This window comes from Desulfofarcimen acetoxidans DSM 771 (genome assembly GCF_000024205.1).
Taxonomy (GTDB): Bacteria; Bacillota; Desulfotomaculia; order Desulfotomaculales; family Desulfofarciminaceae; genus Desulfofarcimen; species Desulfofarcimen acetoxidans.
The window spans coordinates 2,273,863-2,297,401 of record NC_013216.1 but is presented as its reverse complement, the minus strand read 5'-3'; the positions used below and the strand labels follow the sequence as shown (position 1 = coordinate 2,297,401).

Genomic DNA, 23,539 nt, shown 5'->3' with positions numbered 1-23,539 from the left:
ACAGCACATTAAGAATTTAAACAACTTTTTACCCGGTTTTGTTGCTTGTATTTTATAGTTCATTGCTTTAATTTATTGTGTCTGCAATCTGCTGTTTAAGGAGACTAACTGTTCTTTTAAAAAATTTTTTATAGAAAATCGCTCCTGAAAACCCACGGGCTTGTCCCGTGGGTTTTCAGGAGCGGTCGCCCAGTAGGGCGACAAGTATATACACAAACACTTCCTCTACTGTATAATTGAATTATGGAAAGAAAAACAAACCATTGCGTCTACAATATTAACTATCATAGATACTTAAGAGCATTACCACCAACAGAATATTTGTCGCTTTTCCCTGGCTTAAATGGAGCAGAGGTTACTATATAGGCACTGCCGGAAACGTCAGCACTGAGATCATTCGCAAATATATTGAAGCCCAGAAATATTCCGGAAGGAGGTGAAATTGTGAGCAAATGTAAAAATAACCAATCAAAGAAGTCAAAGTCAAAATGCATCAACATTTTGGTGAATAAATTTCCTGTATATCTAACCCCGGAGCAAACTTCCCTGGCCTGTACCCTGCAAAGAGAGGCATCTAAAGTATGGAACACAACTTGCACTGTTCACCGTACAATCTATATAAAACATCACTGCTGGCTCGACGAAGGTGCCATGAAAGCATTCGTTAAAGGCAAATACGGTGTTCATTCCCAGTCGGCGCAGGCTATAGTGGAAACTTACTTTGAGTGCTGTGAGCGCACCGGGAAGCTGCGCGAACAAGGGGTTACAGATTGGCGCTATCCCCATCGCAGAAAACGTTTTTTCACCGTAACCTGGAAGCCACTTGGTATAACTTACGAAGGAAAGATGCTGACTCTCTCCAACGGACGCGGCAGGGAATCACTCATACTTAACTTACCCAAAAGGCTCTCCGGAGCCGTCATTAAGCTGGTTCAACTTGTATGGCACCGTAACCTTTACTGGCTGCATGTAACGGTAGAAAAACCGGCCTTGAAAAAAGTACAGGGCGGCGTTACAGCAGCCATTGACCCCGGTGAGGTACATGCTGTAGCTATCACAGACGGTAAGAAATCTTTGGCAGTGAGCGGCAGATTGCTGCGGTCTCTGCGCCGGCTCAGGAATAAGGTGCTGCGCAGGTTGCAAAAAGCTATTTCTAAAACTAAAAAAGGCTCAAAACAGCGCAATAAGCTTTTAGCTGCAAAGTACCGGTTTTTGAACAATATTGAGCGCCGAATTGAGCACGTCATGCATACCATTTCAGCTATTGTTTCAAAATGGTGCTTTGAGCGTAACGTCAATACCGTCTATATAGGCAATCCAGAAGGCGTGCGCAAGAAGGACTGCGGTAAAAAGCACAACCAGCGGATGAGTCAATGGACTTTCGGTGAATTACGCAGGATGCTGGAGTATAAGTTAAAGCGTCATGGCATTAAGCTGATACCAGTGGATGAACGCGGTACTTCGGGTACTTGTCCGGCTTGTGCAGAGTATACCAAGCAAACAGGCCGCACCTATAAATGCGGCAAGTGCGGTTTCGCCGGCCCGCACCGGGATATGGTCGGTGCTTCCGGGATTCTGGATAAATCGGTTAACGGTAAATTCACCAAAGGCCGTAAGTTACCTGAGAAGGTCGAATATGCACGGCTGAAGGTGCTGGCACTGAAAAAAACTGCTTAAACGTATCTACGATGAGTAGTAGATGCCCATGGACCGGGCCAAGGCTGTGGTAACACAGTGCTGTAGCTCATGAGAGAGTGTAAGACCTTGCTTTGCCAGGGCAGTTCTCAATGAAATGAGAAATCTTACGGGTAGAAGCCTCCGGGCTCGTCCCGGAGGAGGTTCACGTTATTATTAAATAACTGCTTAGAAGCAGCTATTTAATAAGACATGCATTCTGTCATAGTAGAAAGGAGTGTGTAATCATATTGTCAGAAGATACAAGTGTTGGCCAATTAATAAGTGAGAATAAACGTAAATGTTTGGCTGTTGCCTGCAGCCCGAGAAAAAACGGCAACACGGCTATTTTAGCTAAACAGGCTCTCAAGGGAGCAGCTGAAGCAGGAGCAGAAACTGAGTTAATTTATCTGGTGGATTATAAGTTTTCTCCTTGCCGTGCTTGCGGCGGGTGTAACAAAAACGGTCGCTGCGTAGTAAAAGACGAAGTTATGCAAATTTATGATAAAGTACTGTCAGCAGAAAGTATTATATTAGCCGCACCAATATTCTCCATGGGCATATGTGCTCAAGCTAAAAATTTTATTGACCGGGCTCAACAATTCTGGGCAACCAAATTTCTTTTGCAACGCAATGTAATAGAAAATGAAGAAAAAAGAAAGGCCAGGCGGGGCATCTACCTGTCCGCTGCCGGAACCAACTTTCCCGACGTTTTTGACGGGGCTGTGCAGGTGGCCAAATATTTCTTCAGTATGCTGGAAATTAAACTCCTGGGCTCCCACTGTTATCCCAAAATAGATCTGCCGGGAGATGTCAATAATTATCCGGAGATTTTACAGGAGGTTTTTGTAGCGGGGAAAATGCTGGGTAAAGGATAAAATAACAACTATAATAGAATTCTTAACAATTAATCACCAAGCTGCGGTATATGACTGTCCCCAAAGGTGCTGTTGGATAGTCATATACTATAATCATAGTATTCAACCAAGATAGAAAAATAAAGGTTATAAAAATTCGGAAATATATTTTTGTACAGCAAAAAAATGTCCACCCGATAAAGTGAGTGGACAAAAGTCGAAAGGTTAATTCGCGAGATGTTTTAGTTTACCCCAAAAACTTTATAAGAAGCCTTCTTAAAACTATGCAGTCTCATTAATTTTATTTATTAAAGAAGCCGCATAACCGGCTCCAAAACCGTTATCAATATTTACTACCGTTACACCATTGGCACAACTGTTTAACATACTTAAAAGTGCGGCCAGACCATGAAAACTGGCTCCGTAACCTACACTGGTAGGGACTGCAATAACAGGTTTATCCACTAAGCCTCCTACTACACTGGCCAGAGCACCCTCCATCCCGGCAACTACAATTATTACCCTGGCAGAGTTGAGTTTGTCCTCGTTTAACAATAATCTATGAATTCCGGCAACCCCTGCATCATACAAGCGTTCTACCCTATTGCCCATAATTTCGGCAGTTACGGCTGCCTCTTCCGCTACAGGCAGGTCCGATGTGCCCGCACAGACAATCAGAATGCTGCCCACCGGTTCAGGCTTCTCGGTTTGAATACTTATTAGGCCAGGGATTTCATGAAAATAAGCCATGGGCAGCACAGTCCGAACAGATTCAAATATTGATCGGTTGGCCCGGGTGGCCAGAATATTTTTGTGATTGCCGGCCAAAACACTTATTATAGACACAACTTGCTCTGTGGTTTTACCGGCACAATAAATAACTTCCGGAAAACCCTGCCGCAGGCTGCGGTGTATATCGACCTTGGCAAAACCAAGATCATGAAAAGTCAATCGCTTAATTTTTTCGGCAGCCGCTTCGGGAACAATTCGGCCGTTTTTCACATCTTCTAATAATTCTCTCAAACTGCTCGTATCCATAGCTTTACTCCATTATTAGCTAAAATTTAATTTTTCTCATTTAAACTGCCACTGCGGAAACCTTGTAAATCAAGTGTAGTATAAATATATCCCAGCGATTTGAAAAAAGCGGCTATTTGTTTAGCTGCTGCCGTTATAAGAGCAAATTCATCCGGTTCTGCTTCTATCCTGGCAGTATTTCCGTGGTGTCTTACCCTTAATTGTCCTAACCCGAGACCTTTCAAAAAAGCTTCTGCTTTTTCAATTATTAATAGATTCTCCTCGGTTATTGTTATTCCGTAAGGAATACGTGAGGCAAGACAGGCTGCAGAAGGTTTTTGCCAGTTGTTTAAACCAAAGGTTTTGGCCAGCATACGTATTTCAGCCTTTGATAGACCGGCTTCCCTAAGAGGTGTTTTTACACCTAACTCATCCAGTGCACGTATACCGGGCCTGAAGTCCAGTTCATCCTCCGCATTGGTACCGTCCAAAATTACATCATAGCCCCGAATTTCTGCAGTCTCCAATAGCTTACTGTACCTAATTTGTTTACATAAATAGCATCTTTCCCGTGAATTACCGATAAAATCACGGTTATTCAATTCCCCGGTAGATAAGGTTAGGTGTGCAACTCCCATGTTTTTGGCCAGGTTTTTTGCCTCTATCAGTTCCGCTGCGGGTAATAGAGGTGAAACAGTTGTCACCGCGAGCACCTTATCCACGCCCAGAGTATCGGCGACCATTTTGAGCAAAAGTGTGCTATCCGTCCCACCGGAGAATGCGACCATGGCATTGCCGTAGTTGCCAATCAGTTGTTTTAGTTTAGCTGACTTTTCGCTGAAATTATTCCGCATAAAATGCCCCCGGTTTACAAGTATAGAAGAAGCAGCCGGCAAAAGACCACTTCTTCTTGATTAGTATCAGTATATTCTTGCTGTTATACAGCTCCCAGTTCAAACTTTCTATGTAAAGCCCTGACAGCCTTTTCAGTGTCATCGGAACTAATGATACAGGAAACTTTAATATCTGAGGTAGTTATCATTTCAATATTTATATTTTCTTCTGCCAGAGCTTCAAACATCCTGGCGGCCACCCCATAATAGCTGGCCATACCGGCCCCGACAATGGAAACTTTGGCTACCTTGTCATCACAGCTGTATTCTTTATAGCCTACTTTTTCCTGACTGTCTTTAACTACCTGAAGTGTTTTCATTAATTCATCTTTGGTAACGGTAAAAGCTATATCATTAATATTATTGCGCATTGCGCTCTGAACAATAACATCTACATTAATATTAGCATCAGACAGAGCATTAAATATCTTCATGGCAATTCCCGGCTCATCGGGAACATCAAAAATACCCACTATAGCCACGTTATAATCATGAGCCACACCGGTGACAACATTTATGCCTTCCATTTCTTCAACCTCCTTGAGCACTGTACCCTGGTGATTATTAAAACTTGAACGAACATGAAGCGGTACCTTATATTTCTTGGCCAATTCCACTGACCTGGGGTGCAGCACTCCTGCCCCGAGGTGAGAAAGTTCCAGCATTTCATCAAAGGAAATAATATCTAGTTTGCGCGCTTCCGGCACTATTCTGGGATCTGCAGTATAAACACCGTCTACATCAGTAAATATCTCGCAAAGACCGGCGCGCAGTACAGCCGCCAGTGCCACTGCTGAAGTATCCGATCCACCGCGTCCCAGTGTGGTGATGTCGTTATCCATGCTGATACCCTGAAAACCTGCCACCACAACAATATTGCCTGTCTTTAGCTCAGCCTTCATTCTTTCCGTGTGAACATCAATAATTTTAGCTTTGGTGTGAACATTATCTGTAACAACACCTACCTGGGCACCCGTTAAAGAAACAGCCTTTTCTCCCAGGCTCTCAATGGCCATGGCCAATAAAGCAACGGATATTTGTTCGCCTGTAGAAAGCAGCATGTCCATTTCTCTCTCTGAAGGATTCTCGGCAATCTGCTTCATTAAATCGATTAAATCGTCCGTAGTGTCCCCCATGGCAGACACTACCACAACCACATTATGGCCCTGCAGTTTTGTTTCAACTATGCGGGCGGCAACTCTTTTTATGCGCTCAGGATTAGCTACAGAACTGCCACCGTATTTTTGTACAACCAGCATCTTTAAAACTCCCCTACCTTCTTATCCTCTAAAATATATTTGTCTTCTGATGTATCTATCGGGAAGCTCCCCTGCATCAGCTTACTCCCCGTTAAGTACAGCACAAAGTCATAGATCCTACCGGACTGGGATTAAGGATATAAACTTTAGCCATAATGCCGTTTTGCCGGAAAGTATCCTTCATAACCTTAGAAATCAGTTCCATATTATTATCAGCAAAAGCAATTAACGTAGGCCCGGCCCCGCTCAATGTAACACCCCTGGCACCTGCCAGTTTGGCAGCAGCCATTACCTTTTTCATGCCTGGAATCAAACCTGAGCGGTATGACTGGTGCATACGGTCATCCATAGCCACACTGAGCAGGCCCAATTCTCCCTGCTGGAGGCTGGCTACCAATAAGGCAACCCTTCCTATGTTAAAAACAGCGTCATTAAAGCTGACCTGCTGCGGGAGAGCCTCCCGCGATGTTTTAGTGGAAAGACAAAAATCAGGTACTGCTACCACACATTTTAATTGTGATGGAGGTGTTATTTTGATATATTTAATATCACCTTCAAGTGATACAGAAACAATAATTCCGCCAAGCAGAGCAGGAGCAACATTATCCGGGTGTCCTTCTATTTCAGCAGCCAGAGACAGTAAATCTTTTTCCTTTAATTGCTTGCCTGACATCACATTGGCCGCAATAATACCTCCTACAATAGCCGAAGCGCTGCTGCCCAGCCCTTTGCCTACGGGGACATTATTGGTCAGTTTAATTTTGAGCCCGGCCGGTGTATAGCCTACCTTTTGAAAAACACGCCTGGCGGCTTGATAGACAATATTTTGTTCATTTTTAGGGATTAATTCAGTTCCTTCCCCTTGAACCTCAATGTAAAGCCCGGATGGAATTTCGTACATTTCTACGGCATTATAAAACTCCAGGGCCATACCTAAGCAATCAAAACCTGGTCCAAGGTTAGCCACAGTAGCAGGAACCTTCACACGGATCATATTATGTTCCTCCAAACGGGGTCCATTATTAATATTTTGGTGACGTCTCTAAGCTTTTACATCTTCACCTTCAACCCTGATTACATTGGAAACCTCATGAACGATTGCGTCCAGAAGCTTTATTTTATCCAGTGAATCTCTTAGGTTTTGCTCCTTGACCCGGTGAGTTACCAGCACCAGTTCGGCCGAATCTCCCAAGGTATTCTTTTGCAGTACAGAAGCCAGGCTGACATTATAGCGGCCAAACTCGTAAGCAATGGAAGCCAAAACACCCGGTCGGTCAGCAACCTGCATACGTATATAATATTTGCTGATGGTAAGCCCGATTGGCTTAATGGGTTTATCCTCAAAACAGGTACAACCTACAAGACCCCGTACATTATTATTCAGGTTGCGCGCAGCATCCATGACATCGGCTGCAACTGCGCTGGCGGTAGGCATTTCTCCTGCACCACGGCCATAGAACATGGTTTCACCAACCGCATCGCCTTTTACAAATATAGCATTAAAAACATCTCCCACAGATGCCAGAGGATGCTGCTCGGGAATAAAAACCGGATGTACTCTTACCTCAATACCTTCCGGCGCTTCCTTGGCAATACCCAGAAGCTTGACGACATAATGCAATTCACGGGCATAAGCAATATCTTCTGCAGTAATGCGAGAAATTCCTTCTACATAAACATCGTTCACAGTAACTCTGGTATTGAAAGCAATAGAAGCTAAAATAGCAATTTTTCTGGCTGCGTCAAAGCCCTCTACATCTGAACTGGGATTGGCTTCCGCATAGCCTTTGGATTGGGCTTCTTTTAAAACAAGATCAAAATCCAGACCTTCCTGACTCATTTTCTCTAACATATAGTTAGTGGTGCCGTTGATGATACCCATTATTTCCTGTATATGATTGGCAGCCAAACATTGTTTTAAAGGACGAATGATAGGTATACCACCGCCCACACTGGCTTCAAACAGTAAATCCACCTTGTTTTTAATAGCGGCAGCAAACAATTCCTTACCGTGCAGTGCCACCATGTCTTTATTGGCAGTTACCACACTCTTCTTTTTTTCTAAAGCTTTGATCACAAATTCCCTGGCCGGATCTATGCCCCCCATTAACTCTATAACAATATCTATTTCCGGGTCATCAATAATCTCATCAATAGAATTGGCAATCAAATTGTTGGCCATACCAAGTTCCTGACAACGCCTGGCGTTACGTTCCAGAACCTTTGACACTACGATTTGCGAGCCAATTCTTTGTTCAATAATCTTACTGTTGGCATTAAGCAGCTTATATACTCCACCACCAATTGTACCTGCACCCAGCAAAGCAACTTTGATTAGACTTTTTTGCATATTTTATTCCCCCATATTATTAGTAACAAAAACCTTACCCTCCAGAGCTACAATATCAGCCTTTTTAACGCCATCCATATTTTTGATATTACGCAATAAGTGTTCAATATCACCTGACAGGGATGTTGTTTCAAAGGAGATAGTAACATTGGCCATACCATGAATAGGAATATTCTGATTGATAGTTATAATATTTCCATTATTTTGCGCAATAGTATTCAATATATTTGATAGTATTCCGGATCGGTGTTCCAAATTCAAGGATACAGTAACTATATTACCCTGTTTCCAATCGTTAAAAGGAAAGATACCATCTTTATATTTATAAAATGCGCTGCGGCTTAATCCTACTTTTTCGGCAGCTTCATTTACAGTAGATACTGTTCCTCTTAAAAGCAGTTCCTTGATTTGTGCAGTTTTTATAATCGCCTCCGGCAATATATCCTCCTGAACCAGATAAAACTTCAATTTTTTGGGGTTCATAGTTTCACCTCTGGTGTCCATGCAACATGGATACATATCCTTGTACGATAGACATTATATCATTATCTGCTTTTTTTAGCAACAAAAAAGTTGCCTTAAGAGACTTTTGAGCAGCCACAAGCACTTGTGCTACCATGAAAATAAACTCAGAAGTATCATTTTCATTCTCCATAATGCTGTGCCGCAGCATGGGAATCTCGTTGAAAGTTATGCTTAACTTATCCACTGATCCATTATAAGCTTAATTTCCTGGAATAAAAAATACCGGTCATATTTGACCGGTTAAATTATAATACATATTAAGCCGCCGCTGCCCTCATTTACGATCCTGGAAACTGTCTCTCTCAGTTTTTCCTGAGCATTTTCCGGCATCCGCTGCAGTTTATTCTGAATACCCTCACGCACCAGAGCATGTACCGACTTGCCAAATATTTCTGTACTCCACAACTTTTCCGGATTTTCTTTGTATTCCTCAAACAAGAAACTGAGTAAATCCGAACATTGCTTTTCAGTGCCGAAAACCGGAGTAATTTCCGTTTTGATATCAGCCCTGATCATATGAATGGATGGAGCGCTGGCTTTTAATTTAACACCGCTTCTTCCTCCTGAACGGATTAACTCCGGCATTTCCATATTCATGTCATCCATAGTTGGTATAACCACACCGTAACCGGTTTCATAAACTTCTTGAAGTGCAGCTGCAACTTTATCATATTCTTTCTTTGCTGCACTCAAATCCCTCATCAACCTGTAAACATCGTGTTCACCTTCAACAGATAAATTGATTTCTTGAGATAATATTTGGTAAAATAACTCATTCTTAGCGTCAATATTAATTGTTGCTGATCCTGTTCCCATATCCATATTCTCCAGTTCAACCAGCCGAACAAATTCCAACTCGGCCAATTCTTCCAGAGCCATATCTATATCTCTCAAACGGCGGACATTGTTTACAGTATTGCCAACAGCACTTTCAAACTTTTCCCGTAACCAGTGAGTGGTTTCCAGTTCCTCAACCCATTTGGGCAGAGCAACATTAACCTCATTAACAGGAAACTCATAGAGCACTTCTTCCAATATTTTTAAAATATCTGACTGATTTAATTCAGCACAGTTTAAGGCCAGAGCAGGAACATCATATTTTTCCATTAATTCATAGGCTAATTGACTTGTTTCCGGCTCGTCAGGGTTAATACTGTTTAAGATTATAATAAAAGGCCGGTTAAGGTCTTTTAATTCAGAAATCACCCTTTCCTCTGCTTCCATGTAGTTCTCTCTGGGAATATCCGTTATCGAGCCATCAGTGGTAACCACAATCCCAATAGTTGAATGCTCAGATATCACTTTTCTGGTACCAATTTCGGCTGCTTCCTGAAAAGGAATATCCTCGTCAAACCACGGGGTAGAAATCATTCTGGGACCGTCGTCCTCTTCATAACCCAAAGCTCCTTCTACCCGGTATCCCACGCAGTCCACAAGACGTATTTTAACGTTCAGGTTTGGTGTAATATCAATTTCCACAGCTTCGTTCGGTATAAATTTGGGTTCAGTAGTCATAACTGTTCTGCCTGCCCCGCTTTGCGGGAGTTCGTCTCTGGCCCTCTCCTGATCGTATGGGTTGTCAATTTTCGGTATTACTACTGTTTCCATAAATCGCTTAATAAAGGTTGATTTTCCGGTTCGAACGCCACCAACCACGCCCAGGTATATATCTCCTCCGGTGCGTTCTGCTATATCCCGGAAAATATCTATTTTTTCCATGAGCACACTCCCTCCCTGGCTATAATAATAAATATGTTAAGCATATAATTTAAATGCATCCCTCCCTAAATCTCAAAGCAAAACAATTAAAGCGTTTTATATATGGCATATATTAACAATATATATATATGCCTTTATTGCTCTAAGATATGACTAAAAAAATAAAAAAAGAACTTACTTCTTTAAGAAGTAAGTTCCTGTTTTCATTTCGTCCAGTTTACAGCTGCTAAAGCAACTTCTTCAACTTCATGTGTCTTGAGCCTGGTCATAAGTTTATTGACAGCTGTCAGAGGAGCTAAGCCTTTAAACAATACTTCGTAAGTCAGTTCCGTAATAGGCATTTTTACATCATATCTTTGCGCCAAACCATGTGCGCCGGCCGTAGTACGAACACCCTCAACAACCATATTTATCCCACTCAAGGTTTCTTGCAAGGATTTGCCTCGTCCTATTTCTATACCTGCCCGCCTGTTACGGCTGTGCACACTGGTGCAGGTAACTATCAGATCGCCTACTCCGGCCAGACCGGCAAAGGTTAAAGGATTAGCACCCATAGCAATACCTAACCTGGTTATTTCAGCCAACCCCCTGGTCATTAAAGCTGCTTTTGTGTTGTCGCCAAAACCAAGGCCATCTGAAATGCCGGTTCCTAAAGCAATGATGTTTTTCAAGGCTCCACCAAGTTCTACTCCCAGCAAATCGGGGTTTGTATAAACCCGAAACATATCAGTCATAAAGATGTCCTGAACCTGTTCTGCCACAATCTTTTCTTTTGCGGCAACTACAACTGTAGTGGGCAAATTCTGTCCCACCTCTTCTGCGTGACTGGGACCGGAAATCGCCGCATAACGGGACAAGCTTTGAGTGCCTGCCTCCTGCATAAATACCTCTGACATACGGTATAAACTATCTTCCTCAATACCTTTGGCCGTATTAACAAAAACGGCTTCTTTATGAACATATGGCAACACCTCTTGCAAAATCTTTCTAAAAGCATGGGAAGGAGTCCCGAAAATAACTGTTTTACAGTCAGACACTACTTCCTCTAAATTTGTTGAAGCCATTAATTGGGGAGGTAAAAACACTCCTGGTAAATAGCGGGTATTTTCTTGAAAATTATTAATTTGTGTAACTTGTTCCTGACTTCTTGCCCACATCATCACCGGATAGCCTTTTTTACTCAACAGAGCAGCCAGAGCTGTAGCCCAGCTCCCAGCCCCCAGTATTGCAATTTTGTTACCCATAGTTAATGTTTATTCCTCCCCCTCACTTTTTATTTTTAAATACTATTTTATTTTCAGTTCCGTTTAACAGTCGTTTAATGTTGGAGCTGTGCTTATATATAGCCAATACGGAGGCTGTAAACCCAAAAACAAGCACCTGCCAGGGTTCTTTTAATACCAGCATGGTTATAGATACAGATACGGCTGCGGCAATCGAACCCAGAGAAACATAACGGCTTACGCCAACAAACAGCAGCCATATTAGAAATGCCACCAAGGCAACAATAGGCGTAGTGGAGTTGGTAGCCAGCAGTACACCCAGACCGGTAGCAACCATTTTGCCTCCTTTAAAATTTAAGAAGACAGGATAACTGTGACCAGCCAGTACGGCCAGTGAAGCCAGTAAAACAGTTGTTTCATTGCCCAGAGACTTGGCCAGAATCACGGCTAGCACACCTTTACCAATATCTCCGGCTAAAGCAAGCAACCCTGCCGCCGGACCCAGATTTCGCCAGACATTGGTTGCGCCTATGTTGCCGCTGCCCAAATCTCTTATATCTATACCTTTCCAGATACGGGTCACCAGATAGCCAAAGGGGATGGAACCAATCAAATAGCTAATGATAATAGCCATAAGCATATTCATTCTTCCTATCCCTCCTCGTCACTTCTTCTGCGCAGTTTAAATATTATGGGAGTGCCTTCCAAACCGTAAGCCAAACGCAGCTGATTTTCCAGATAACGTAGATAGGAAAAATGCATTAATTCCGGATCATTAACAAAGAGTATATAAGTGGGCGGTTTAACACTTTTCTGGGTTGCATAATATATTTTCAGGCGTTTTCCTTTTGGTGCGGGCGGTGCATTGTGCAGCAAGGCCTCTCTGATTAGTGTGTTAAGATTGGCCGTTGCTATGCGCAGAGAATGTTGTTCACTGACATAGTCAACCAGTTCCAGAACCCGATGCACCCGCTGCCTGGTCAAAGCTGAAATAAACAAAACCGGAGCATAGGTGATAAAGCCCATTTCCTCTCTAATCTTTCTGGTGAAAATGGACATGGTATGATCATCTTTCTCAATCAAATCCCATTTATTTATAATTATAATGCTGGCTTTGCCCTTTTCATGTGCATAACCGGCAATTCGCTTATCCTGGTCAGTTACCCCTTCTTCCGCATCCAGAACAATCAAAGCAACATCCGAGCGATCAATAGCTTTTAAGGATCTTAAAACGCTATATTTTTCAGTGGATATGTATATCCGGCTTTTTCGGCGAATACCTGCAGTATCAATTAATACATAATGTTTATCATCCCGCTCAAAGGGAGTATCTATGGCATCCCTGGTGGTACCGGGTACATTGCTGACGATAACCCTCTCTTGCCCCAATATGGAGTTAACCAGCGAAGATTTACCCACATTAGGCCGTCCAATTACTGCAATTTTAATTACATCAGGATCATAATCATCCTTAATTTCCAGTGGCAGCAGAGTAATTACTTGATCTAACAAATCTCCGGTATTCTTACCTTCGGCAGCAGAAACAGGTATAGGCTCTCCCAATCCCAGGCTATAAAATTCTAAAAACTGCGGATTATCCTCCAGGGAAAAATTTTCAACTTTATTGGCAACCAGTAAAACAGGTGTATCTGTACGGCGTAAAATATTGGCAACTTCTTCATCGGAGCCCAATAAACCGCTTCTTGCATCAACCACGAAAAGTACTAAATCCGCTTCCTCAATAGCCAACCTGGCCTGGTGACGCACATTACTGACTATTTCATCATTTTCTTGAAAGTCTATACCTCCCGTATCCACCAGCATAAAGCTGCGTCCCGACCACTCAGCTTCCTGGTAAAGCCTGTCTCTGGTAATTCCCGGTTGACCCTCAACAATAGCAACACGGGCTCCTACAATACGGTTAAATAGTGTGGATTTCCCGACATTAGGGCGCCCAACTATAGCAACAATCGGTTTTGACACTTATAGTTCCTCCTAAGGTAGCTTTTCGGGGCTTTGTAATATTACTCTAATCATATCAGCAGGCCCGTCAACTGCTGCAATGGGTATTTTCAGTCTTCCTGCCAGTTTGGCAAGACTAATATCATCCAGAAAGATTTGCTCACCTGCTTTTAACATAACTGAGGGCAAAATGAGCAAATCTCCCAAATCATCTCCCGCCAGAGCGGCCTCTAAATCACTTGCGGTTAAAAGTCCTGCCACAGTAACTTGCTCACCGAAAAACTTATTAACCACCACGCGCAAACAAACTTCCAGATTGTCTATCATATTTAGCCTGTCAACAACCTGAGCCAGAATAGATGAGGCCAGAACCCCTGAAATCAGGGTAACACGTCTTGTTTTCTGCAAGCCAGTTGGCAGGGAAGGAACTAATTCTAACCACTTATCCAAAAATAACCTGGTCAACCCAATCCCGTTCTCAATTTGAGGGAAACCTGCATAATTAGCAGCAACCGGTATTGGCAATCCTGCCAGAAGATAAAACTCATCTGAGGCAAAAACAAGCGGATTATTATACTGCTTAAGAAATTTATTTTGTATTTCGGATATAAAGGAAATAACCTGCCTGGCCTCGTTAGGCGTATAAGATCTCACTAAAGAATTCCGGCAATACCTGGTCAAACCGACGGGAACAACAGCTATTGAGCTGATTTGAGGCCATAAAGCTGCGAGATCCTTTACAGTATTTTTTAGATATGTTCCGTCATTGATTTCCGGACACAGCACTATTTGTGCATGTACTTCAATCCCCCCGGCAGCCAAAAAGGTTAATTGCTCCATTATTTTACCTGCCCTGGGATTGCCCAAAATCCTTTGCCGCAATTCCGGGTCAGTTGAATGAACCGATACATAAAGAGGGCTGAGCTTTTGTGCAACGATTCTTTCCATATCCTCCGGCTTTAAATTGGTCAAGGTAATAAAATTACCCTGCCAAAAAGACAACCTGTAATCATCATCCTTAATATAGAGTGTTTTTCTCATCTCCGGTGGCATTTGATCCACAAAACAAAAAATACATTTATTCTGACAGCGCTTAGTTGATCCAAAAGCATTATCTCCAAAATCCAACCCCAGATCATCTTCATAATCTTTTTCTATTTCCAGAACCCAGTCTTCTTGATTCTGCTTAATTATATGCAGGTATAATTCCTCATCAGCAATCAAGTAGCGATACTCAATAATATCTGGTACTGGCATATCATTAATACTTAATACCATGTCTCCCGGCTCCAGTCCAACCTCTTCAGCAATACTGCCAGGCAGTACTTGGACAATTTGTAAACCCCGCTGACCCATAAGGGTCCTCCTCTCAAAATAACATTAGCTTTAATTATCTAATAATTACCAAGCTTAGTCAAGATAAAAGAGCAGGATTACAGGAAATCGCCATATAATTTATGTGTTTTATTATGACTTTTTAATTGCTGCAGAAGCACCGATATAACTTTTGTTAATCAAGTGGCAGACAATTTCTCCGAAGAACCCGAAGATATTTTTTTGGAAAAAATACCAACTGAGGGAAAGTATTGGATTTATACTGTTGGAGCAATCGGTTATAGTAAAATTATTACCATTTTTACCACATAAACTGATAAAGCTGTTTATAAACCTTAATATTAATTCTCTTGGCCCACATCCGCTTAAAGCATAAATTCTATTATTATCCTTGTCTAAACCTACAAAAATTAACCGGTCCCTGGTTCCTTTTGAATTAAGAAGTACAATTTGCTTCAAATCAGAAACATACAGACCTCTTTCATCATGGAGCAGACCGGTTTTTCGGGCAGCCATAACCAGCGCCAAAGGCGAATAATTGCAGCTGTAATATATTATTGTTTGCATGAATCGGAGGCCACCTTTAGTCTAACATTTTTTACCAAATCGGCCAGGTAAGGATAGGCTTTTTGAGTACCCCAAATAACTATAGGTCTTCCCCACTTTACCATACCGAGATGCCTTGAAAGCAACCCTCCGATTCTCATAGTTAGGTTTACATGCTTTGCCGCATTAACCAGCATAATATTCTCTTTATCAGCACCTAAGGCTCGCATTAAATCTTCAGCCAGATTACTTACTGCTTGTGACTTGCCACGCCTGCCAAGGATATATATTTGATTATTGCCGCTGTCAATACCTGACAAGTATAAATTGCCGTGGGTAATTCTTTTTTGTACATCATAGAATGCCAATTTTGTAAATTCACTGCCATTTGGTATAGTATCCTCAGGCAGTTGTCCAAGGTGAATAGCCGCAGCAGTAACGGATGAGTGAGCTCCTCCGAAACAATGATATATTATTTTCATTTTTCTGCCTGTCAGTCTTTGCTTATATCATCATGAGCGTTTTTCAGCACTTCAAGATCAAGTGCGTCTGTCTTATCTTTATCTTTTGTCAGTTCTTTTTTATCTTCCGTCACTATTTTTTTATGTACAGGTTTTTTCAGCATATATGGCGGCCCAAAATAATTGGCCATTTCATTGCCGCCAAATTTACGCAACCTGGTACCGGCATTTTTAAGGCTGCCGGAACCGATAATCAAAAATGCTCCGGCACCAAGGATGGTAATGGCTAAAATCCAGCCCAGCGCTTTCCAGCTTCCGGTTGCGCCTGTAGGTTCCGGCTTGGCGGGTTTATTGACTCCTAAAACCACAGGTACGGCATCCGCAAGCATGGAAATTCCTTTTTCAGCTTCGACTTTACTGTTGGTATGTGTACCTGCCTCCACTAATAAGGCTGTTGACATGAGATCTTGATTGTAATTGCCTTTGCCCATATAAATTTCCTTAACAATATTTGGATGTACTTTATTGGCATAGGCCATTAACCTTTTTGCAAAATCTGTATTAGAACTTACTTTAGGATTTTGTCTGCCGATAACCAGGCGCAGTTGGGCCACAGTTTGTCCGCTAACCTGTTTTTTATAATAGTCAGGGTCCGGTATGCCGTCCCTGTGTACATCAAATATAGCCACAGGATTGTTTTTCATTAGATTGGTGGCTGTTCTTCTCGAACGTATATAAGCGTTATTGTCATGAGGATCATGAGGTGTTTTATCCCATATAACATTGGTATCGTTTGATTTCAGACTGTTCACCAAAGCGCTGCCAACCTGGTAAATGCCTCCCTTAAAAGGGATAGCGGCCTTCCCGTCTGTCGGTACATAAGATTCATCGGTATGGGTGTGATAAATTCCCACATTATCCTTTTCTGTCTTAGAGGTTACAGGTACCTCATAATTATTAAAAAATTCTTGCCAGGCCACTAATTCTTTATCGCGGCCCAAATACTTGGCATAGGCTTTTTCACCTTCCACCCGCACCACTTTATAACTTTTACCGTCCGGCTTGTAAATCTCATCTCCTGTGGACACATTGCGGGCAGCCCTGCTTATTTCCTGGTTATTCTGATCCAGAATAACCATTGCTTTATCCGTCAAATGATCGGGATAATCTTTACTGAAAACAGAGCTTATATTCCAGGTCGGAATGCTCTTGTTTGGAGAAATTACCGAAAATGACAAAAGAGCTATACCTAACAACGCCAGACTTAGAACGCTAATTTTAAAGATTTTATTCATCCTTCGAAACCTCCTCACCCTGGTCCGGACGGTTGATTTCCTTTTTAGCAGTAAATTTATCCTGCTCAACACCGGGTTTTCTTAAACCCGCCAGCAACTCATCTGATCTGCCTTTAACTTTTGGTCCTCCCTGCAGTCTTTCCCTAAACTCACCGATAATTTCCGCTAAAAGTACCGCAAACACACCGGATAAAACAATGGCGTCAAAAGCTCCCGCTCCGCCGATATTTACAGGTGTACCGGCCGGTGCCCCGGCTGATACTAACCAGAAATAATGAATTATATCGACAACCAGTACTCCGAGGGTTGCTGAAATAAAAGCGGAACGCCGCGAGCGTCCGGCCAAATAAGCAACCAGACCTCCTACCAGAGGATAGAGATATATGGCATCCATAAAAGCGTATTTCCCCGCCGGTTCACTGATGCCGGAATTAATTAACGCCGCCAGGTAATAAACTGCAAATGCTGTAATAGCTGTGGCAACCAATGCTCTCAGCCATTCTTTAGCTGTACCGGCCTTACTTAAAAGGTATAGAGCCAGCCCTACCGGAACCACTGCTCCACCCAGATTGACAGATGTGGCAAAACGCCCAATTGGTATAGGAATACTAATAAAACTGCCTATAATAATTGCTGCAATAAGTGCCAGTGCTTCTTTATCAGATAATCTCATCCGGTCCAACACTCTTTGCGCAAGTCCCAGATATATTAAAATGGATACAATAAACAGGGCTGTAATGCCAATTGGAAACCTTGTCATTAGTTTACCTCCCTCTTAATATTTTAAAATATGCAGTCATTATCGTATCCACAAACACTGAGATTATACAACAAACCAGAAAGTTGCATCCTGCTTTTCAGGTTCTCTGTGGTGCCCGCAGATCCATCATAAGCATAATTTTCTGGAATAAAAAAAAGCGGCTGAAACGCCGCTCTACAGAACAAAATATTAGGTTTAATTTAAAGGTTATTTTTTTAGACTGGCTCCTAAAATTTCACCAATAGTGATTTCTCCTGAACCTTGGCTATTGCTTTCATAGTTTTGTACCGGTTTTTCTTCTTTAACTTTCTTGGTCACTTCTTTAATGGAGAGACGAATACGCTTTTCCTGTGTGTCAACGCTTAAAACCTTCACATTAACTTCTTCACCCTCACTCACAACATCCTCAGGTTTTTCAACATGATGATCTGCCAAGTGGGAAATGTGTACCAAACCTTCTACACCTGGTTCTAATTGAACAAAGGCGCCAAAGGGTGCTAAACGAACAACTTTTGCCGCTACAATCGCTCCCACAGGGTACTTGGAATCAACATTTTCCCAGGGATTGGCTAAAACTTGTTTCAATCCCAGTGAAATCTTATCTGCATTGCGGTCAATCTTTAATACCATAACAGTTACTTCATCACCTACCTGAACAATTTCTGAAGGATGAGTAACCCTGTACCAGGCCATTTCAGATATGTGTAAAAGACCGTCAACACCTCCGATATCAACAAAAGCGCCGAAATTAGTAATTCTTCTAACTATACCACTTACTGTTTGGCCCTCCTGTAAGGAATTCAGCAGCTCTTCCTTGCGATTAGCATATTCCTCTTCTAAGATAGCCTTTCTGGAAAGTACAACTTTTCTCCTGATCCGGTTAATCTCAATCACCTGAGCAGTTATATTTTCCCCTACATATTTAGAGAGGTCTTCCACATAACCCTTATCTACCAATGAAGCAGGCAAAAAGGCCCTTACTCCTACATCTACCAGCAAACCTCCTTTAACAACCTCTCTCACTGTTCCTTCTATCTTTTCACTGCTTTCCAATAGGCTCTCCAATTTAGCCCATGCATTTTCGGCATCTGCTCTGGTTTTTGATAATTTTATCCTACCTTCGTTATCCTCCGCACTTATAACAAATACATCTATTTCATCCCCAATCTTGACCACTTCATCCGGGGAATTAATGTTAAAGCTTGATAATTCCTTAGCAGATATAAAACCTTCCGACTTTGACCCAACATCTACCAGAACCTCGTCCTGGCCTATTTGCACTACAACCCCTTTTACTATATCTCCATTGTGCAGCGCTTTAACTTCTACTGAATCCTGCATACCCTCTTCAGCAGAGTTTATTTCTTCCAGTTGCTCTTTACTTTCTTCTATACCATTCATTTCGCCTAATTCATTCATGCGTTTTTTAACCTCCTCTATAATCCAGTCAGGTGTTGATGCACCTGCTGTAAGCCCAACTTTTTCAACACAGGCAAACCACCCGACACGTAACTCTCCGGCAGTTTCAATTTGGTAAGCCGGTGTTCCGGTAGAGCGGCACAAATTAGCTAGTTTCCCTGTATTGGCGCTGTTTGCTCCACCCACTACTACCATTACATCCACATTGCGTGCCAGTTCAAGTGCCGCTTGCTGCCTTTCACCGGTAGCATGACAAATGGTATTGCATTCTTTAAGCTGCTCAGTTTTTTGTTTTAAGACATCTACCACTTGCTGAAAATTTACCAGTGGTTGAGTCGTTTGTGCCAGGACACCTGCATTGGATATTGCCCCCAGTGCCTCAGCTTCCAGAGAATTCTGAACTACCAGGGCTTGACCGTTAGCCCAACCCACTATACCTTGAACCTCAGGATGATCCTTGTCTCCTACAACTATCACTTGCCTGCCTTCTGTATAAAGATCTCTGGCAATTTGTTGGGCTCGGCTTACAAAAGGACAGGTTGCATTAATAAGATTTAAACCTCTTTCATAGACCTCTGATAGAATTTCCGGTCCCACTCCGTGAGAACGAATAATTACGGTACCTGCATGTATTTCTTTTAAATCATCAATAGCTATGATGCCTTCTTGCGCCAATTTATCAACAACCTGCGGGTTATGAATCAGCGGACCCAGCGAGTAAATAGGTCCGTCCCGTTTACGCACCACATCATTGGCCATATCTATAGCTCTTTTTACTCCAAAACAAAAACCTGCTTTATCCGCAACAATAATCTTCATACCAAACTATCACCATTAAAATATTATTTTAATTGCATTAAATGAGAAATTTCAGACATGATTTGTTCAGTTCCGGCCTCAATAATTTCTTTTGGCGTTTGATCTGATTGCCGGTTTCCTATATAAAATGGCTTGCCTATATTAAGTTTAAGCCTGCGAAATATACCCTTGGAGTCTAAAACCGCTACCGGCACGACCGGTACCTGGGATTTTAAGGCCAGCATAGCCGCACCTAAATGCGGCTGCAATAATTCTCCGGAATGACTTCTTGTCCCCTCGGGAAAAATTCCCACCACCTTGCCTTCTTTAAGCAATTTTAAGGCCATACGAATAGCTTGACGATCGGCTTTTTCCCTGTGTACCGGAAAAGCTCCAAAAGACGTGATCAATTCTCTAAATACCGGTATCTTAAACAACTCAGCTTTGGCCATGTAGTATATTCTAGGCTTGATAGCGCAACCAACGGCGAGAGGGTCCCAATAACTTGTATGATTGGATACTATCAGAAAGCCTCCTTTAGCGGGTAAATTACCTAAACCTTGTATTTGCCAGCGGCGTAAAATTTTTAAAACAGCAGTACAGAGAAATTTACTGGTTTGATAAATCATTCAGAGGTACCCCCGTTATTGCCGGCAGCAATAAGTTTTATAATATTATTAGTTACCTCTACCAGACTCATATTTGTGCTGTCAATAATTATGGCGTCAGGAGCCGGAATGAGCGGGTCAGTCAACCTGGTTCTGTCAGTATTATCTCGTTCTGTTATATCCCGCACTAAGTCATTTAAACTAACCTCGTAACCTTTTTCTATTAATTCTCTGTACCTGCGCTTAGCCCTCTCCTCGGGCGAAGCGGTTAGAAAAAATTTATATGTGGCACCGGGTAAAACCTTATTGCCAATATCCCGTCCCTCCATCACCACTTTACCCTTTTCAGCCAGGGATTGCTGTATATTAACCATAATTTGACGAACTGCGGGCATCCTGGCAATTAAAGCTACATTACGGGAAACTTCAGGCTGTCTAATAGCCTCAGTAACATCCTCACCGTTTAAAAAAACTTTATTATCCAGAGGTTGATTGGAAAGCTTAATATTTAACGCTCCTGCCAATTTTGTTATCCTGTCCTCATCGGACAAGTCTAGCTGCTCTCTCAGTACAGATAAGGTTAAGGTACGATACATGGCCCCGGTATCTATGTAAAGCAAACCTAATTTTTCTGCCAGCAGCCTGGCTACGGTACTCTTACCCGCACCGGCAGGCCCGTCTATAGCAATGCTCATGTTATCTATCAAAAAGCCCACTCCTAACGGGAACAATAACAATAATACTAAAGTAGTTTCGACATCTCTACGAAATTTCCTTTTTCCAAATCCAATAAAAAAGCCCGGAGCATAAAAAGATTACCCCAGGCTTATTATTATACCAGAGATTAAATATGATGCACTTACCACCAAAATTTAGCTATATTATAGAATTTTACGATTTACCGCGAGAGCAACCTTTTCTAATTCTAATTTTAAAAAAGACATTTCTTCAATATTCAGTGACTGAAAACCGTCACACAAGGCCTCCTCCGGTTTTGGGTGCACTTCGATCATCAAACCGTCCGCGCCTGCGGCTATGGAAGCCTTTGACACTGAGGGAACCATCTCTTTACGGCCTGTAGCATGGCTGGGATCCACTATAACAGGTAAGTGAGAAAGTGTTTTCAAGGCCGAAACAGCGCTGATATCCAGAGTATTCCTGGTGTAGGTTTCAAAAGTTCGGATGCCTCTTTCACAAAGAATTACTTGTTTGTTCCCGGCAGATATAACATATTCGGCAGCCAAAAGCCATTCTTCAATAGTGGCTGCAAAGCCTCTTTTTAGTAAAACAGGTTTGTTGGAAAGACCGACCTCGGACAATAGAGTGAAATTTTGCATATTTCTGCTGCCAATTTGGATTATATGGCTGTAATGACTTACTAAATCCAGATCACGAACATCTACTACTTCTGTTATAACCATCAAATCATAGATCTGGGCAGCCTCGGCCAGAATCTTTAAACCTTCTTCTCTAAGGCCATGAAAAGAGTATGGTGATGTCCTTGGTTTATAGGCACCCCCGCGCATAACCTGCACACCAATATTTTTAAGGCCCTCCGCAGTAGTCATTACCTGTTCTTTGCTCTCTACAGCACAGGGCCCGGCTATGATTAAGAGCTGCTCGCCGCCTATGGTGCAACTACCCAGATCAATAACAGTATCTTCCCTTTGATGCTCCCGACTCACCAGTTTAAAGGGAGGCAAGGCACGCACCTCCTTACCTTATGCGAAAATGCAGACTTTACAGATCTCATGAAGAGACAGCCCTGTGTCCCAAGCCAATAGCTACTTCATCCAAATGAAGCATACCCACACCGAAAAATAAAGCTACCGTTACATGGTCTTCAAAGCGGGCAATACCAATTTTACCACCTACATTAAGGCCTATAGCTTTAGGCATTACCTGTGATAAGGCTTCCCTGGTTGCGCCGGCAACAGCTCCTTCCTCAGCGTGTATCTCTCTGATAACACCTTCTCTCTTAGCTGCCACAACAGAACGCTCAATAATTTTATTAACTGAGGAGATAAACTCCCCGCCATAATCAACCGCTGCAGTTTTAATACCTAGTCGCGAAAATTTGGCTTTATATTCTTTTTCTTGCTCTCTGCTGTCACTTAAAGACATTTGAATTGCCACACGAGCCACATACTTACTGCCATGCAACATATTCCCCTCATTCATAAATTTAGCCTCCCCTATATTTCTCATGCCATTTAGCGATTTATCTTTCTTTCCAGCACTATTTTATATTTGATCATTTCTTCATGAAATTTGTAGAGCAAGTTCTCAACTTCATAACTTGTGAACATAAGTCTTGGAGGATCGATAATTTCGATTTTTCTAAAATCATCCCGAGTGATGAATCTGAAAATGTCCTTTAGTGAATCAGCTGCTACTAACAACTCTAAAGGCGCATAGGCCACTTCGGTATTTAATATGTCATCATATACAGCATAGGTATCAATGCCCATATTAATATCCTCTATATTTACCCCTTGCATTGGAATATTTCTAAAAATAGCTGCCTGCTGTTCCCTGTTTTCTTCAGCCAGCCGGACTATTGATTTTTTATTGAAGGAAAATTTTATGGGTTTCCCTGCTCCTCGGAAGTCTAAACGTATTTTGGCCATTATCTTACCTGTAGTATTGCTAATTGGTTCCGGAAATTCGTTCAAATTTATTCCCCCTACATATTACTGCGGGATGTTCGTGGCACGAAGTTATCTTTTTGTAATTCTCCTCTAGACAAAAAAATCCTTCTTTATTTTACCACTGAATGTCATTTCCTCCGCAATTAGTACAAATATCGAAACTTCCTGATTGGTTCTCAAAGGCTGC

At 42.1% G+C, this 23,539-nt stretch carries 25 protein-coding genes; 3 read left to right on the top strand and 22 right to left on the bottom strand.

The genetic code is table 11. From position 1 onward, the window contains the following. Nucleotides 1-290 precede the first annotated feature (290 nt). From DTOX_RS22195 to DTOX_RS10435, 3 genes are all read left to right on the top strand, one after another. Nucleotides 291-440, top strand: a complete 150-nt coding sequence (locus tag DTOX_RS22195; protein ID WP_207636025.1) for a transposase — start codon at nt 291-293, stop codon at nt 438-440. Nucleotides 441-444: 4 nt separating this feature from the next. Further along, the gene (locus tag DTOX_RS10440) at nt 445-1,677 is read left to right on the top strand and encodes an RNA-guided endonuclease InsQ/TnpB family protein (RefSeq protein ID WP_015757654.1); all 1,233 of its coding nucleotides are present in this window, start codon (nt 445-447) and stop codon (nt 1,675-1,677) included. Between the two features lie 248 nt (nt 1,678-1,925). Continuing rightward, nucleotides 1,926-2,552, top strand: a complete 627-nt coding sequence (locus tag DTOX_RS10435) for a flavodoxin family protein (RefSeq protein ID WP_015757653.1) — start codon at nt 1,926-1,928, stop codon at nt 2,550-2,552. Between the two features lie 261 nt (nt 2,553-2,813). Here DTOX_RS10435 and larB read toward each other — a convergent pair whose 3' ends face one another. From larB to DTOX_RS10325, 22 genes are all read right to left on the bottom strand, one after another. Next, nucleotides 2,814-3,569 carry a nickel pincer cofactor biosynthesis protein LarB gene (larB, locus tag DTOX_RS10430; RefSeq protein ID WP_015757652.1) on the bottom strand — a complete coding sequence of 252 codons (756 nt, stop codon included), beginning with the start codon at nt 3,567-3,569 and terminating at the stop codon, nt 2,814-2,816. Between the two features lie 26 nt (nt 3,570-3,595). Beyond that, complete coding sequence (larE, locus tag DTOX_RS10425) at nt 3,596-4,402, bottom strand: ATP-dependent sacrificial sulfur transferase LarE (protein ID WP_015757651.1); 807 nt, start codon at nt 4,400-4,402, stop codon at nt 3,596-3,598. Nucleotides 4,403-4,485: 83 nt separating this feature from the next. Further along, complete coding sequence (locus DTOX_RS10420) at nt 4,486-5,700, bottom strand: aspartate kinase (RefSeq protein WP_015757650.1); 1,215 nt, start codon at nt 5,698-5,700, stop codon at nt 4,486-4,488. Nucleotides 5,701-5,791: 91 nt separating this feature from the next. Continuing rightward, nucleotides 5,792-6,694 carry a homoserine kinase gene (thrB, locus tag DTOX_RS10415; protein ID WP_015757648.1) on the bottom strand — a complete coding sequence of 301 codons (903 nt, stop codon included), beginning with the start codon at nt 6,692-6,694 and terminating at the stop codon, nt 5,792-5,794. Between the two features lie 48 nt (nt 6,695-6,742). After that, nucleotides 6,743-8,050: a homoserine dehydrogenase gene (locus DTOX_RS10410; protein ID WP_015757647.1), complete on the bottom strand. Its 1,308-nt coding sequence runs from the start codon at nt 8,048-8,050 to the stop codon at nt 6,743-6,745. A 3-nt stretch (nt 8,051-8,053) separates the two neighbouring features. Then, nucleotides 8,054-8,533 (bottom strand): ACT domain-containing protein, encoded by a 480-nt coding sequence (locus DTOX_RS10405; protein ID WP_015757646.1) that lies wholly within the window; start codon nt 8,531-8,533, stop codon nt 8,054-8,056. A gap of 4 nt (nt 8,534-8,537) precedes the next feature. Further along, on the bottom strand, nt 8,538-8,759 hold the full coding sequence (locus DTOX_RS10400) for a hypothetical protein (RefSeq protein WP_157862911.1): 222 nt from the start codon (nt 8,757-8,759) through the stop codon (nt 8,538-8,540). Between the two features lie 56 nt (nt 8,760-8,815). Continuing rightward, on the bottom strand, nt 8,816-10,294 hold the full coding sequence (spoIVA, locus tag DTOX_RS10395; RefSeq protein WP_015757644.1) for a stage IV sporulation protein A: 1,479 nt from the start codon (nt 10,292-10,294) through the stop codon (nt 8,816-8,818). Between the two features lie 203 nt (nt 10,295-10,497). Then, complete coding sequence (locus tag DTOX_RS10390) at nt 10,498-11,538, bottom strand: NAD(P)H-dependent glycerol-3-phosphate dehydrogenase (protein WP_015757643.1); 1,041 nt, start codon at nt 11,536-11,538, stop codon at nt 10,498-10,500. A 22-nt stretch (nt 11,539-11,560) separates the two neighbouring features. Beyond that, a complete protein-coding gene (gene plsY / locus DTOX_RS10385) occupies nt 11,561-12,163 on the bottom strand; it encodes a glycerol-3-phosphate 1-O-acyltransferase PlsY (protein WP_015757642.1) in 603 nt (200 codons plus the stop codon). A 5-nt stretch (nt 12,164-12,168) separates the two neighbouring features. After that, nucleotides 12,169-13,500 carry a ribosome biogenesis GTPase Der gene (der, locus tag DTOX_RS10380; RefSeq protein WP_015757641.1) on the bottom strand — a complete coding sequence of 444 codons (1,332 nt, stop codon included), beginning with the start codon at nt 13,498-13,500 and terminating at the stop codon, nt 12,169-12,171. A 12-nt stretch (nt 13,501-13,512) separates the two neighbouring features. Beyond that, nucleotides 13,513-14,835 (bottom strand): DUF512 domain-containing protein, encoded by a 1,323-nt coding sequence (locus DTOX_RS10375; RefSeq protein ID WP_015757640.1) that lies wholly within the window; start codon nt 14,833-14,835, stop codon nt 13,513-13,515. A 111-nt stretch (nt 14,836-14,946) separates the two neighbouring features. Further along, nucleotides 14,947-15,381 (bottom strand): DUF3189 family protein, encoded by a 435-nt coding sequence (locus tag DTOX_RS10370; protein ID WP_015757639.1) that lies wholly within the window; start codon nt 15,379-15,381, stop codon nt 14,947-14,949. Then, nucleotides 15,369-15,842: a DUF3189 family protein gene (locus DTOX_RS10365; RefSeq protein ID WP_015757638.1), complete on the bottom strand. Its 474-nt coding sequence runs from the start codon at nt 15,840-15,842 to the stop codon at nt 15,369-15,371. The genes DTOX_RS10370 and DTOX_RS10365 overlap by 13 nt, the downstream gene beginning before the upstream one ends. A gap of 11 nt (nt 15,843-15,853) precedes the next feature. Continuing rightward, a complete protein-coding gene (spoIIP, locus tag DTOX_RS10360; RefSeq protein ID WP_015757637.1) occupies nt 15,854-17,116 on the bottom strand; it encodes a stage II sporulation protein P in 1,263 nt (420 codons plus the stop codon). Next, nucleotides 17,109-17,876: a DUF1614 domain-containing protein gene (locus tag DTOX_RS10355; protein WP_015757636.1), complete on the bottom strand. Its 768-nt coding sequence runs from the start codon at nt 17,874-17,876 to the stop codon at nt 17,109-17,111. Before DTOX_RS10355 ends, spoIIP begins: the two co-directional genes overlap by 8 nt. A 207-nt stretch (nt 17,877-18,083) precedes the next feature. After that, on the bottom strand, nt 18,084-20,114 hold the full coding sequence (locus tag DTOX_RS10350; RefSeq protein WP_015757635.1) for a bifunctional 4-hydroxy-3-methylbut-2-enyl diphosphate reductase/30S ribosomal protein S1: 2,031 nt from the start codon (nt 20,112-20,114) through the stop codon (nt 18,084-18,086). A 23-nt stretch (nt 20,115-20,137) separates the two neighbouring features. Then, nucleotides 20,138-20,722 carry a lysophospholipid acyltransferase family protein gene (locus tag DTOX_RS10345; protein WP_015757634.1) on the bottom strand — a complete coding sequence of 195 codons (585 nt, stop codon included), beginning with the start codon at nt 20,720-20,722 and terminating at the stop codon, nt 20,138-20,140. After that, nucleotides 20,719-21,408: a (d)CMP kinase gene (cmk, locus tag DTOX_RS10340; RefSeq protein WP_015757633.1), complete on the bottom strand. Its 690-nt coding sequence runs from the start codon at nt 21,406-21,408 to the stop codon at nt 20,719-20,721. The genes DTOX_RS10345 and cmk overlap by 4 nt, the downstream gene beginning before the upstream one ends. A 174-nt stretch (nt 21,409-21,582) precedes the next feature. After that, nucleotides 21,583-22,413 carry a 3-deoxy-7-phosphoheptulonate synthase gene (aroF, locus tag DTOX_RS10335; RefSeq protein WP_422698374.1) on the bottom strand — a complete coding sequence of 277 codons (831 nt, stop codon included), beginning with the start codon at nt 22,411-22,413 and terminating at the stop codon, nt 21,583-21,585. Between the two features lie 37 nt (nt 22,414-22,450). Continuing rightward, nucleotides 22,451-22,882, bottom strand: coding sequence for a HutP family protein (locus DTOX_RS10330; RefSeq protein ID WP_015757631.1), 432 nt, complete (start codon nt 22,880-22,882; stop codon nt 22,451-22,453). Between the two features lie 32 nt (nt 22,883-22,914). Next, nucleotides 22,915-23,376, bottom strand: a complete 462-nt coding sequence (locus DTOX_RS10325; protein ID WP_015757630.1) for a hypothetical protein — start codon at nt 23,374-23,376, stop codon at nt 22,915-22,917. Between the last annotated feature and the right edge of the window lie 163 nt (nt 23,377-23,539).